Source organism: Zoogloea sp., assembly GCF_041904905.1.
Taxonomy (GTDB): domain Bacteria; phylum Pseudomonadota; class Gammaproteobacteria; order Burkholderiales; family Rhodocyclaceae; genus Zoogloea.
This window is the reverse complement of sequence record NZ_JAYRMI010000007.1, coordinates 22,739-35,127: the sequence shown is the minus strand read 5'-3', so window position 1 is coordinate 35,127 and position 12,389 is coordinate 22,739. Positions and strand designations below refer to the sequence as shown.

The following is a 12,389-nucleotide window of genomic DNA, read 5'->3' as shown; positions in this document are numbered from 1 at the left end:
GCCGCCCCCGGGCGCCCCGTCCCGCATGACCGCCGAGCTTCACCTCGCCCCCCGCAGCGCCGCCCCACCGACGGCCCGGCCCGGTGCCGGCCGGCGCGGGCGGCAGCGCGCCTTCCTGGTGCTCGCCGGCCTCGCCGTGGCCGCCCTGGGCGCCTTCGCCTGGGCGCTCTCGGCCGGCGCGCTCGCCGTCTCCGGCGCCGATCTGCTGGCCGCCCTCACCGGCAGCGGCGGCAGCATGGAGGCCGACATCGTGCGCACCCTGCGCCTGCCCCGCGCGGTGGCCGCCTTCGCCTGCGGCGGCCTGCTCACCCTGGCCGGCGCGCTGATGCAGGTGCTCCTGCGCAACCCCCTGGCCGACCCCTACGTGCTGGGCATCTCCGGCGGCGCGGCGGTGGGCGCCCTGGGGGCCATCCTCGCCGGCGCCACCGCCGGCTGGATCGACACCGGCGCCTTCGTCGGGGCCCTGGCCGCCACCCTGCTGGTGTTCGGCCTCGCCCACGGCGACGGCTCCTGGACCCAGACCCGGCTCCTCCTCACCGGCGTCATCGTGGCCGCCGGCTGCGGCGCGGCGGTGGCGCTCATGCTCTCGCTGGCGCCCGAAGGCCGCGTCAAGGGCATGCTGTTCTGGCTGATGGGCGACGCCAGCAGCGTCACCCAGCCGTGGCCCGCCTTCGCCGTGCTGGGCCTGGGCCTCTTGGCCGTGCTCCCCTTCGCGCGGGAACTCAACCTCCTCTCCCGCGGCGAGATCACCGCCCGCGCCCTGGGCGTGCGCGTCGGCCGCCTGCGCGGGCTGGTGTATGGCCTGGGCGCGCTGCTCACCGGCGTCGCCGTCACCACCGTCGGCTCGGTGGGCTTCGTGGGGCTGATCGTGCCCCACCTCGTGCGCCTGGCCATCGGCAACGACCAGCGCCTGCTGCTGCCCGCCGCCACCCTGGCCGGCGGCGTGCTGCTCACCGTCGCCGACACCGCCGCCCGCACCGTGGTCGCGCCCATCCAGCTCCCGGTGGGCGTGCTCACCGCCCTGTTCGGCGTGCCGGTGTTCCTGTTCCTGCTGGCGAGGCACCCCCGATGAAGATGGACGCCCGTCCCCCGGCGCTCGGCGCCGACGCCCTGGCGGTCGAAGTCGGCCGCCACCGCGTGTGCCGCGATCTGGATTTCACCCTCCAGCCCGGCCACACCCTGGTCATCCTTGGCCGCAACGGCGCCGGCAAGAGCACCCTGCTGCACACCCTCGCCGGCCTGCGCCCGCCCGCCGCCGGCAGCGTGCTGCTGTCCGGCAAGCCCTACGCCGACTGGCCCCGCGGCCACGAAGCCTGCCTGCGCGGCCTGCTCGCCCAGAGCCAGCCCGACTACTTCAGCGCCACCGTGCTCGAGACCGCCCTCGTCGGCCGCCACCCCTACCTGGGCCGCTGGGATTGGGAGGGCGAGGAGGACGAAGCCATGGCCCTGGCCGCCCTCGACACCATGGGCCTCGCCGGCTTTGCCGAGCGTCAGGTGCCCACCCTCTCCGGCGGCGAACGCCAGCGCCTCGCCATTGCCGCCCTGCTGGTGCAGCAACCCCGGCTCTACCTGCTCGACGAACCCCTGGCCCACCTCGACCTGCACCACCAGGTGGCGGTGCTCGACCACTTCCGCCAGCTTGCCGCCCACGGCGCCGGGGTGGCCATGGTGCTCCACGACATCAACCTCGCCGCCCGCTACGCCAGCCATGTGCTGCTGCTGGATGGCGCAGGCGGCCACGCCATCGGCCCCGCCGCCCAGGTGCTCACCGTCGACCGCCTCTCCGCCGCCTTCGGCCACCCCCTGCGCGCCGTGGCGGACGGCGACGACACCCTGTTCGTGCCCGAATGACAAGCTCGCCCCGTAGGTTGGACGTCAGTCCGACATCGCGGGTCGATCGGGCAGGGTTTGTCGGACTGAAGTCCGACCTGCAGAAACCCACAAAACCCCATAGAGAGAACCCCATGACCGACACCGACTCCACCCTCGACACCCGCCACAAGGCCCGCATGGAACGCAAGAAGGCCGTCGTGGACGCCGCCATCGCCGCCGCCACCGACAAGCGCGGCGTGCTGCTGGTGAACACCGGCAACGGCAAGGGCAAATCCAGCGCCGCCTTCGGCGTGCTCGCCCGCGCCCTGGGCCACGGCCTCTCGGCCGGCGTGGTGCAGTTCGTCAAAGGCCGCTCCGACACCGGCGAAGAAGCCTTCTTCCGCCGCCAGCCCGGCGTGAGCTGGCACGTCATGGGCGACGGCTTCACCTGGGACACCCAGAACCGCGCCGCCGACATCGCCAGCGCCCAGGAAGGCTGGGCCCAGGCCCGCGCCTTCCTGCGCGACCCGTCCGTCGGCATCGTCATCCTCGACGAGCTCAACATCGTGCTCAAGTACGCCTACCTCGACCTGGCCGAAGTCATCGCCGACATCCAGGCCCGCCCCGCCCACCAACACGTCGTCGTCACCGGCCGCGCCGCCCCCGACGCGCTCATCGACGTGGCCGACACCGTCACCGACATGGGCGCCACCAAACACGCCTTCAAGGCCGGCATCGCCGCCCAGCCGGGTGTGGAGTTCTGAGAAACCGGCCGGACCCCCGGCCAGCCCGCCCCCCGGATCGGCGCCCCCGTCGCCCATCCCGGCCCACCCCGGGCGCAGCGGCGCAGGCCGGGCCCATCGGCAACCCACGCCCCCGCAGGCCAGCCGGCGGCCGCCCCCGCCTTGTGGCAGACCCGCCGCTTGCGCCCCACCGGCCCCGGGGTAAGCTGGCGGCTTTGCCGATCCCACTTCGCCCGCCATGCACCACATCGTCAATCTCGAAGCCGGCGCCCTCGTCGCCAGCCTGCGTCGCCCCGCCTTTGAACACAGCTGGGCCGAACACGAAGCCACCTCCCAGGCCCAGGTGGCCGAGCGGCTGGCCGGGGCCACCGTCGCGGTGGTCAACAAGCGCCTCATCACCGCCGACATCCTGGCCGGGCTGCCGGCGCTGCGGATGATTGCCATCGCCGCCACCGGCTACAACAACGTCGATCTGGACGCCTGCCGGGCGAGGGGCATCGTCGTCTCCAATGTGCGCGGCTACGCCCGCGAGACGGTGCCCGAGCACGTGTTCGCGCTGCTCCTGGCGCTGGCCCGGCAGATCGGGCCCTTCCACCGCTCGGTGGCCGCCGGGCGCTGGCAGCAGAGCGCGCAATTCTGTTACTTCGACTACCCCATCCGCGATCTCGCCGGCCAGACCCTTGGCATCTTCGGCGGCGGCACCCTGGGGCAGGGCGTGGCCCGCATCGCCGCCGCCTTCGGCATGCAGGTGGCGTTCGGCGAGCACAAGGGCGCCGACACCTGCCGGAGCGGCTACCTGCCCTTCGAGCGGCTCATCCGCGAGGCCGACGTCATCAGCCTGCACTGCCCCCTCACCGAGGCCACCCGCCACTTCATCGGCGCCCCCGAGCTGGCCGCCATGAAACCCACCGCGCTGCTCATCAACACCGCCCGGGGCGGGCTGGTGGACGAGCAGGCCCTGGCCGACGCCCTGCGTGCCCGCCGCATCGGCGGCGCCGGCTTCGACGTGCTCTCCGCCGAGCCCCCGGTGGATAACCCCCTCCTCGCCCCCGACCTGCTGCAAGCCGGCAACTTCATCCTCACCCCCCACGTCGCCTGGTCCAGCCGCGAAGCCATGCAGGCCCTCGCCGACCAGCTCATCGACAACATCGAAGCCTTCGCCCGCGGCACCCCGGTCAATCGGGTGGCCTAGGCCCGCAGCGGGCGGGCGGGGGGCGGCGGGGCGCGGCCGCCGCGCCCCCCCAATGCACGCTTGAAGGCCTTTTTTTGAAAGAAAAACGCCTTCGCGCACAAAAAAACGATCTTCTGCAGCAGATAAGCTCGATCTGCGCCGCCAAAGAACGATTTTCGTCACAGAACAGTCTTCAGCCGTCGCCAAACTCAGTTTGGCGCGCGATGAACACACTTTGGCGCCGCCAAACAACGTTCAGGGCTCGCCAAACTGTCTTTCGCCGTCGCCAAAGCAAGTTTGGCGTCACCGAACGCTGTTTGGCGGCGCCAAACTCAGTTCGCCGGCACCAAACTCGGTTCGGCGCCGGCGAAGTCTTCTTCGCCAGGGGCACGCTGCGATCTGCCACCCGAGGTCGATCCCCGGGGGCCGCCGGGCGACCCTCGAATTCATATTTGCATGTCGGGTGGCTATCTATTAGTATTATGCAAAGAGGAATCGACTGCAGATAACCCCCTCACTGAAGGAGATGCCATGCTGAACATCAAACCCGATACCGAAGTTTCCAGCGCCCAGGCCGAAGCCGACATCGACGCTTATCTTGCCCTGCGGGCCATCCCCGGCTACACCCCCCACAACGCCGAGCACAGCATTGCCGCCGCCGACGCCGCCTACAACGAGCTGCGCAGCGCCGAAGAAGACGTGGTGCTGGCCGAGAACGCCCTGGCCGCCGCCCGCGACGCCGTGATGGACGCCCGCCGCGCCCTGCGCAACGTCATGATCGGCGCCAAGAACGAAATCCGCGTCATCTACGGCCTCAACTCCAACGAGCTGGCCTCCCTGGGCATCAAGAAGAAATCCGATCACGCCCGGCACGCCAGCCCCGTCCGCAAGAGCGCCACCACGCCCGACGCCGGCTGACCCACCCGCCGTTTACTCCTCGCCCGCGGCAAGTGGGCTGTTTGACGGCGGCAGCCAGAACGCCGCCGTTTTTTTTGCCCGCCCACCGCCCCGAACCGCCAACCCCAGGGCTGGCATCCGCCGCCGGCAACCACCGCATCCCAGCCCCCGATACGACAGCGTTCTTTACGCGGCGCAAGTCTCCGGCCTAGTATTGGGGCGCAGCACTGGCACCCGCACACCACACCCTCACTGGAGGCCCCATGACCAAGACCAAGCGCAAGAAGCAGGTCACCGCCAAGCAGATCCAGGAAGACATCGACTTCTACCTCGCCCTCAAGGCCATGCCCCCCGAAAAGCTCGGTCCCCTCGCCGAAAGCCTCAAGATGCTCGACGCCATCTACGCCGAGATGATGGCCAGCCGCGAAGAAGTGGCCCGCGCCGAAGCCGCCCTGGCCGCCAGCGCAAAAGCCAGCCACGACAGCCTCATCGCCCTGGCCGACGACCGCATCGCCGAACTCCTCAGCGGCAGGCCGCCCCTGTTCCCCGACGACAAAGAGCCCGAAACGGCGGAAGACAGCGGCGCCGAAGCGCCCCGCGTGCTGCACTGAGCCCACCCCCCGCCCAGGCCCATCGCCCATGACCCACCCGCAACCCCGACGGCACCCCCGGGCATGGGCCGCCGGCCTGGCCGTCCTGCTGGCGCAGGCCCCGGCCCTCGCCGACGACCCCGAAACCGGCAAGGCCAAGCTCGGCATCGAATACGAAATCGAAACCGGCGCCCACAACGCCTGGACAAGCCGCGGCATCACCCTGGTGCCCGGCATCGCGCTCGACAACCCCTGGGTGCACATGGTCGAGCTGCTGCTCGAGGGCGCCCACGAGCACGAGGGCGGCGAACGCAGCATCGAACGCAAGACCGGCATCCGCATCCGCCACAACATCCCCCTCGGCCCCGACGCCCGCCTCGTCCTGCGCGCCCTCGCCGGCCACGCCGCCCAGGGCGACGAAAAGTACGCCTACTACTACCTCGAACCCAGCTACCGCTACACCCTCGGCCCCGTCGAACTCATGCTCGGCTACCGCCACCAACGCGCCCTCGACGCCGGCAAAGGCCACGACGTGCACAAGCTACGGCTCGGGCCAAGCTTCGAACTATCCGAAAACGCCGAACTGGAATTCCGCTGGGCCAGAAGCTGGAACATGCACACGGGGGCACATGTGAGCGACGCCGTGATCGTGGAGGGGACGTGGCGGTTTTGAGGGGGCTTGACGAATAGGAGCGGTAGGTCGGGTTAGCCCGCAGGGCGTAACCCGACATCGAGCGATCAAATTGCGTCAATAACAAGATGCATGTCGGGTTACGCTGGGCTAAACCGACCTACGGGGCGGAGGGTCATGCTTTTCGTCGTTTAATTAATTTCAATAAGCCCTTGACCGTAACGTCGAGTTGGCTGCCCTCCGTATATATAGCAGGTACTACATAGTTCGCCCGCTCCTCAGCAATCAGTTTCTCAATCTTTTCGCGTGTTCTTTGGCTTTTCCATGTTGTGTCGTTGAATACCGCAATCGAAAAACCGCCCTGATTTCTAATCATCTTCATTGAAGGAATGTCTGTGTCTCCGTCTCCGAGGTAAATCATTCTTTGAAACGGAATTTCGCGCTCCTGAGGCTCGATGAATTTGTTAACCGCCGCGTTGTCCCACGAGTTGTTAATCCCCTTGTTGATTCTAAATAGAAATTGGGTTTTTGTAGTGTAGTTTATTGCTTGCGCTACCCAAGATGCCTTTCCGTCTTTAGAGTAGTGGTATTTGCAGGCATATATATCTCTGAATTTTTCCCCGATGCAGGTTCCTCTAATCATTGCATCGAGACCACTAGAGATTATGTAGTGGTGTATATCTAGATTGTTTTTTTTGGCATATTCGTTTATTCGATCGAACCAGTCGGTGACTCCTGGAAATAATGGTATTTTCTTTCCATGGTTAGTTAGATTTTCTTCACTTAACTCGTTGGAATTGAGCTCTGTTGCTTTTTCTGCGAGTAAGCCGAGGTATGAGAGAATTTCGTCTCCGTCATCGTCTTTAGCGCGCTTCTTCACCGACCCCCAAAACTCTTCTGTGTTGTTAATTCCTAAGGCCGGCATTAGACCGTGCTGAGCGCAATCTCCTTCAGCAAGTGTTCCATCAAAATCGTAGATTAATGCGCATTTCATAATTTTTTCCTTTGTAGTCCTACGGGGCTGGTAGGGAAGCAGGCGCCACTCGTTCAATCGCGAAAGGATCGGGGGTGTTGTCGTTATCTACCCTTGCTATGCGCAAAGAAGAGATCAGCTCTTCCATCAATGCTGCCGCACGTTTAATGGCCGCCGGGTGATTAGAGGGGTCGGGATTGGCGTTGTAGTTGTATGTGGGCAGCCCAAAACTCAATCCGAGCATTCGATCTTTAGATAGCCGGGTCTTGTAATAGAAAATTCTGTCCGAATCGCTATCCATCGCATCGCGAATCCAGATTCGGCCGTTGATGACGACGATCTCTGAGTCAAGATAGATTTTGCTGTCTGAACCGTTAAGAATTTGTCCAGAGCGGATTGCATCTTCGACCTTTTCGGGCGGGATTATCTGATCTCGCATAATTTTTCGTGAGAGTTGGCGGAGCTTTTCGGGTGTTGAAAACTCCAGTTGTTCTTGGGGTTTGAGGATGCGATATATGATGCTAAGTCCATGTGTTTTGCAATCTTTGAGAAAATTAAGTTGAAATGTGCTCTTGCATTGATTCCAGCTGAGGGCTGCTAATTTTAGTTTCCCGTTCTCCCTCAAGATTAATTTCTGCATCTCCAAGTCGGGTTTAATAGTTTCCGTGTAGGGCCATATCCAGCTTCCGATGTTGGCTGGTGCGTCTGGAACAATCATGGTTATCACGAAACTATCTACCTCTATCCGATAGTGCTCCCCCGGGTTTAATAGTTCTTCTGATGCTATGTTTACGTGTGGAAAAGAGTATGGAGGATATGTCTCATACAAACGCCGAAGCGCGACTATGTCGTCCCGATTAATGCCGTATCGACGCATGTGTTGGTAAATTGATTCGCGCTGGCTTTTGAATTTTTCTAAGTTGTCTTTGTTGGTGTCTTCTATAGACAATGCTCTTTCCGAAAATCCAAACATTATGATGAATAATATAATCAATGATCTAATTTTAATATGCACGATTATCTTTCATCCTTCTCTAAGTCCAAGTCGGGTTAGCGAAGCGTAACCCGACGCCACGCCATGCAATACCGACGCGCATTCACGCCGGGCGGCACTTTCTTCTTTATTGTCGTGACGGAGGGGCGCCGTCCCATTCTGGCGTCGGCCGAGGTGGGGCAGGGGAGTCGGGCGTGGCGTGCTGGAGTACGTCGGGGCCGCCCCGGTTGCGGTGTCGGGTTACGCTGCGCTAACCCGACCTACCCCTCCCCTTCTTCCCTTCAGCCGTCCCCTTCTCCGGCAGCGGCGCCAGTAGCGCCTTGATGTCGTCTTCGCCGAACTTCACCGTGCCTTCGTGATCTTCGGCGAGGATGCCGGCGGCGAGGTCGGCTTTCTTTTCCTGCAGGGCGAGGATCTTCTCTTCGATGGAGCCGGCGATCACCAGTTTGTAGACGAACACGGCCTTGGTCTGGCCGAGGCGGTGGGCGCGGTCGGTGGCCTGGTTTTCGACGGCGGGGTTCCACCAGGGGTCGAAGTGGATCACGGTGTCGGCGGCGGTGAGGTTGAGGCCGACGCCGCCGGCCTTGAGGCTGATGAGGAAGACCGGCACCGGGCCGTCCTGAAACTGGCGCACTGGCGTCTCGCGGTCGGTGGTGTCGCCGGTGAGGGTGACGTACTGGATCTTGCGGGCGTCGAGTTCGGCGGCGATGAGGCCGAGCATGGTGGTGAATTGGGAGAAGAGTAGCAGCTTGCGGCCTTCTTCCACCAGCTCGGGGAGCATGTCCATCAGCAGGTCGAGCTTGGCGCGTTCCTTCACCTTGGCGGCGGCGTCGGTGTGGATGAGACGCGGGTCGCAGCACACCTGACGCAGCTTGAGCAGGGCGTCGAGGATGACGATCTGGCTGCGGGCGTAGCCGCGGGCGGCGATCTCGTCGCGGATGCGCGCGTCCATGGTGGCGCGCACGGTTTCGTAGAGGTCGCGCTGGCGCCCTTCGAGTTCGACGCTGCGCACCACGACGGTCTTGGGTGGCAGCTCCTTGGCGACTTCTTCCTTGCGGCGGCGCAGGATGAAGGGGGCGATGCGGCGGGCGAGGATTTCGCGGCGCAGGGTGTCGCCGCGCTTTTCGATGGGGGTGCGCCAGCGGGCGGCGAAATCCTTGGTGTCGCCCAGGAAGCCGGGGAGCAGGAAGTCGAACTGGCTCCACAGCTCGCCCAGGTGGTTTTCCAGCGGCGTGCCGGTGAGGCACAGGCGGTGCCCGGCCTTGAGGGTGCGCACCACCTGGGCGGCCTGGCTGGCGGCGTTCTTCACCGTCTGGGCTTCGTCGAGAATGAGGGAGTGGTAGGCGTGGGCGGCGAGCTTTTCCCGATCCCGCCAGAGCAGGGGGTAGGTGGTGAGGCAGACGTCGTGCTCGGGGATCTTCTCGAAGTTGGCGGCGCGGCCGCTGCCCCGCAGGTTGAGCACGCGGAGCTGGGGGGCGAAGCGTTCGGCTTCGCGCTGCCAGTTGAAGACGAGGGAGGTGGGCAGCACCACCAGCGCGGGGCGGTCGAGCCGGCCGGCGTGTTTTTCGGTGAGCAGGTGGGCGAGGGTCTGGGCGGTCTTGCCCAGGCCCATGTCGTCGGCGAGGATGCCGCCGAAGCCGTGGGCGCGCAGGTGTTGCAGCCAGGCGAGGCCTTCGAGCTGGTAGGCGCGCAGGTCGAGCGCGAAGCCGGCGGGGGCGGGCACCGGGGCGATCTGCCCGGCGCCGCGGATGCGTTCGATCATCCGGTCGAGCACGGCCTGGGCGTCGCCCTGCCAGCCCTGACCCAGGGCGTCGGCGAGGCGCGGGGCGTCGAAGCGGGATACCTTGATGGCGGCGGCGGGGCTGTCGAAGAGGTCGACGAGGGTGCGGGCGATGGGCTTGATGCGCCCGGCGGGCAGGGCGACGCGCTCGCCTTCGTCGAGCTGCACGATGACCTTGGCGTCGTCGCGGATGGCTTCGAGCTGCTTGCGGTCGAGCCAGCGGGGGTCTTGCCGGAAGACGGCGTGGAGCATGGGGGCGAGGTCGATGCGGCGGCCTTCCACTTCGATGCCCAGCGACACCTGGAACCAGCCGCTGCCTTCGCCTTCGTCGCTGTCGGCGTCGAGGATGTCCACGTGCCAGTCGGTGGGGATGAGCACCCGGTGGCGGAAATCCCGCGGGCAGTCGATCTGCCAGCCGGCGTCGCGCAGCGCGGGGGCGTTGAGGGGGAAGAAGTGGGCCCAGTGGGCTTCGCTCTCCAGGCCCAGCATGCCGTCCGGGCGCGGCCCGGCGGTGACCAGCCAGGCGGGCTTGACGGGCTGGAAGCCGGCTTGGAGCAGGGCCCGCCAGGCGTGCTCTTCCTGCGCCCGGTTGCGCTGGACGCGCACCGTGCGGCCGTCGGGCAGGGGGGCGATGTCGTGGGTGGAGCCGGGCTCGAAGCGGGCCTCGCCGTAGGCGAAGACGGGCACCGCCACGTCGTATTCGCGGCCGGCGTAGTCGACGCCGTAGCCGCGGTGCTTGCGCCAGCTCCAGCATTGCAGGGTGTGCAGGTTGAGCACGGGCCGGCAGGGGGCGTCGAGCACCGGCAGGGCCGCGGCGCCGGGGGCCAGGGGCGGCGGAAGCGTCGGCGCCACCTGGGCCAGGGCGCCGGCCACCACCGGCAGCTCGATGGGGGAGAGGGGCGGCAGGGCCAGCACCTCGGCAATCGCCGCGCCGCTGTCGATGGCGACCCGCCCGGCCACGCCCAGGGCGGCGTCGAGGTACATGGGCGGATCGGTGCGGATGACGAGCTGGGCGGCGGGGTCGACGATCAGCCGGGCCTTGAGGCCGCCTTCCGCCGGCACCCATTCGAGCTGGCCCGGGCGGGCCGGGCCGGCGGCGAGGGGGGAGATGCGGCCGCTGTCGTCCAGGGCCAGGCAGGTGCGGCCGGTGGCGAGAGCGGCTTCGAGCAGGGCGCGGCCTTCGGCGCCGCGCAGCACCGGGCGCCCGTAGCCGCCGCTGCGCCGGCTCATCTCGCGCAGCTGGCGGAACACCTGCATGTCCTCGTCGCGCACGAAGGAGGGGGGCTTGAGCAGGGCCTGCTCGTAGTTGTACCACTCGCCGATGCTGCCCACCGGCTCGCCGCCGGGGCCCAGGCGGGCCTTGAGCAGGCTGAACTCGGCGTCGTCGCCGTGCTGCCAGACGGAGCACAGGTAGAAGATGCCTTCCTTGGCGGCGAGGGTCTTGCGCGGGGCGGTGGCCTTGTCGACCCGCTCGCGCAGGGTCTTGGCCCAGTCGAGGACTTCGGCGCGGGGCTTGTCCACCAGCACGCCGGGGCGGCGCGCGGCCAGTATCGCCGCGGCGGCGTGCTTGCAGCGGTTGCCCACCGGGCAGGTGCAGCGGGTGTGCAGCTCGATGCTGACGTGGCCGAAGAACTCCTTGCGCTCGACCCGCACCGCCACCCGGTAGGGCACGGGCTCGGTGCCCTGCACGAGGGCCTGGATCTGGTTGCCGGCGGTCTCCAGGTTGCGCACCCGGCCCACGTAGCTGCGGGCACGGGTGAGGGCGTTGGCCGAGAACAGCTGGCCGAGCAGGGTGTCGTCGATCTGGGCGAGGAGGCGGGCGAGTTCCACGGCGGCGCGGGCAGGGCGAAAGCCGCCGATTCTAGGCGTTTGGGGCCGTGGGCGAAACCCGCCCGCGAGGCTTATCCGGCGGCGTCGAGGCCGAAGCCGGCGGCGTCGAGGAGGGCCGGCAGGGCTTCGGCCGCCCGCAGCCGCAGGCGAAAGCGCACGTGCTCGGACAGGGGCGTGCCGCCCGGGTTGATCTCGATGGTGGGGATGCCGTTCTCGATGGCCCACACCACCGGCCCGGCGATGTAGGGAAAGGCGCTGCCGGTGCCCACCGAGACGATCAGATCGGGCCCGGCCGCGAGGACCTGCTCGAAGCGATGCACGGCCTGATCGGGGAGCTGCTCGCCGAACAGCACCACGTCGGGGCGCAGCACGCCGCCGCAGTGGGGGCACTCGGGGGGAATCGCCAGCCCGGCGTAGTTGTCCACCTGCCGGGCGCGGCCGCAGTCGATGCAGCGCAGCCGGCGCAGGGTGCCGTGCATCTCGATGACGTTGCGCGAGCCGGCGGCGAGGTGAAAGCCGTCCACGTTCTGGGTGAGCACGGTCACCCCGCCGTGGATCGCCTCCAGCCGGGCAATGGCGTAGTGGCCGGCGTTGGGGTGGGCGCCCCGGCAGCTCGCCTCGATCTGGGAGAGGTAACGCCAGGTGATGTCCGGGCGCTTGGCGAACATGGCGCCCGAGAGCGCCTGCTCGATGGGCAGGCCGATGTCGGTGAGGGCGCCCTCGTACAGCCCGCCCACGCCCCGGTAGGTGGGCAGGCCGGAATCGGCCGACAGCCCGGCGCCGGTGATGAACAGGATGCGCCGTGCGGTGGAAAGCAGGCGACCCGCGGCAGCGATCCGGTCGCCATGGTCGGCTAAGGTTAGGCTTGTCATTTTTAGTTCCGAAGGTTTGCAGCCGCTTACGGCAGCCCGGCGCGGGAGGTTGAGCCGCAATTCTGAGCGCTCCGCCGGCGGGGTCAAGGCCCGGCG

The 12,389-nt window shown here is 66.9% G+C and carries 11 protein-coding genes; 7 read left to right on the top strand and 4 right to left on the bottom strand.

Annotation, left to right across the window (positions count from 1 at the left end):
• The first annotated feature begins 25 nt into the window (after nt 1-25).
• From ACE3N6_RS03505 to ACE3N6_RS03475, 7 genes are all read left to right on the top strand, one after another.
• On the top strand, nt 26-1,072 hold the full coding sequence (locus ACE3N6_RS03505; protein ID WP_374243787.1) for a FecCD family ABC transporter permease: 1,047 nt from the start codon (nt 26-28) through the stop codon (nt 1,070-1,072).
• Nucleotides 1,069-1,851 carry an ABC transporter ATP-binding protein gene (locus tag ACE3N6_RS03500; protein WP_374243786.1) on the top strand — a complete coding sequence of 261 codons (783 nt, stop codon included), beginning with the start codon at nt 1,069-1,071 and terminating at the stop codon, nt 1,849-1,851. Before ACE3N6_RS03505 ends, ACE3N6_RS03500 begins: the two co-directional genes overlap by 4 nt.
• A gap of 113 nt (nt 1,852-1,964) precedes the next feature.
• Nucleotides 1,965-2,576 carry a cob(I)yrinic acid a,c-diamide adenosyltransferase gene (gene cobO / locus ACE3N6_RS03495; protein WP_374243785.1) on the top strand — a complete coding sequence of 204 codons (612 nt, stop codon included), beginning with the start codon at nt 1,965-1,967 and terminating at the stop codon, nt 2,574-2,576.
• Nucleotides 2,577-2,793: 217 nt separating this feature from the next.
• The gene (locus ACE3N6_RS03490) at nt 2,794-3,747 is read left to right on the top strand and encodes a D-2-hydroxyacid dehydrogenase (RefSeq protein WP_374243784.1); all 954 of its coding nucleotides are present in this window, start codon (nt 2,794-2,796) and stop codon (nt 3,745-3,747) included.
• 510 nt (nt 3,748-4,257) lie between these two features.
• A complete protein-coding gene (locus ACE3N6_RS03485) occupies nt 4,258-4,644 on the top strand; it encodes a hypothetical protein (protein WP_374243783.1) in 387 nt (128 codons plus the stop codon).
• Between the two features lie 242 nt (nt 4,645-4,886).
• Nucleotides 4,887-5,234, top strand: coding sequence for a hypothetical protein (locus ACE3N6_RS03480; RefSeq protein WP_374243782.1), 348 nt, complete (start codon nt 4,887-4,889; stop codon nt 5,232-5,234).
• A gap of 28 nt (nt 5,235-5,262) precedes the next feature.
• Nucleotides 5,263-5,886 carry a hypothetical protein gene (locus tag ACE3N6_RS03475; protein WP_374243781.1) on the top strand — a complete coding sequence of 208 codons (624 nt, stop codon included), beginning with the start codon at nt 5,263-5,265 and terminating at the stop codon, nt 5,884-5,886.
• Between the two features lie 133 nt (nt 5,887-6,019).
• Here the strand turns inward: ACE3N6_RS03475 and ACE3N6_RS03470 are convergent, their stop codons facing one another.
• The 4 genes from ACE3N6_RS03470 to ACE3N6_RS03455 all read right to left on the bottom strand — a co-directional run bounded on the left by ACE3N6_RS03470 (nt 6,020) and on the right by ACE3N6_RS03455 (nt 12,293).
• Complete coding sequence (locus tag ACE3N6_RS03470) at nt 6,020-6,895, bottom strand: hypothetical protein (RefSeq protein ID WP_374243780.1); 876 nt, start codon at nt 6,893-6,895, stop codon at nt 6,020-6,022.
• Entirely contained in the window at nt 6,858-7,766 is a 909-nt protein-coding gene (locus ACE3N6_RS03465) for a hypothetical protein (protein ID WP_374243779.1), read from the bottom strand. The genes ACE3N6_RS03470 and ACE3N6_RS03465 overlap by 38 nt, the downstream gene beginning before the upstream one ends.
• Before the next feature lie 295 nt (nt 7,767-8,061).
• Nucleotides 8,062-11,421: an SNF2-related protein gene (locus ACE3N6_RS03460; RefSeq protein WP_374243778.1), complete on the bottom strand. Its 3,360-nt coding sequence runs from the start codon at nt 11,419-11,421 to the stop codon at nt 8,062-8,064.
• A gap of 71 nt (nt 11,422-11,492) precedes the next feature.
• Nucleotides 11,493-12,293, bottom strand: coding sequence for an NAD-dependent deacetylase (locus tag ACE3N6_RS03455; protein ID WP_374243777.1), 801 nt, complete (start codon nt 12,291-12,293; stop codon nt 11,493-11,495).
• Between the last annotated feature and the right edge of the window lie 96 nt (nt 12,294-12,389).

What these genes read in the sequence shown, in the direction of transcription:
- ACE3N6_RS03505 (WP_374243787.1), top strand. Translation starts at nt 26, where the DNA reads ATGACCGCCGAGCTTCACCTCGCCCCCCGCAGCGCCGCCCCACCGACG.
- ACE3N6_RS03500 (WP_374243786.1), top strand. Translation starts at nt 1,069, where the DNA reads ATGAAGATGGACGCCCGTCCCCCGGCGCTCGGCGCCGACGCCCTGGCG.
- cobO (WP_374243785.1), top strand. Translation starts at nt 1,965, where the DNA reads ATGACCGACACCGACTCCACCCTCGACACCCGCCACAAGGCCCGCATG.
- ACE3N6_RS03490 (WP_374243784.1), top strand. Translation starts at nt 2,794, where the DNA reads ATGCACCACATCGTCAATCTCGAAGCCGGCGCCCTCGTCGCCAGCCTG.
- ACE3N6_RS03485 (WP_374243783.1), top strand. Translation starts at nt 4,258, where the DNA reads ATGCTGAACATCAAACCCGATACCGAAGTTTCCAGCGCCCAGGCCGAA.
- ACE3N6_RS03480 (WP_374243782.1), top strand. Translation starts at nt 4,887, where the DNA reads ATGACCAAGACCAAGCGCAAGAAGCAGGTCACCGCCAAGCAGATCCAG.
- ACE3N6_RS03475 (WP_374243781.1), top strand. Translation starts at nt 5,263, where the DNA reads ATGACCCACCCGCAACCCCGACGGCACCCCCGGGCATGGGCCGCCGGC.
- ACE3N6_RS03455 (WP_374243777.1), bottom strand. Translation starts at nt 12,293, where the DNA reads ATGACAAGCCTAACCTTAGCCGACCATGGCGACCGGATCGCTGCCGCG.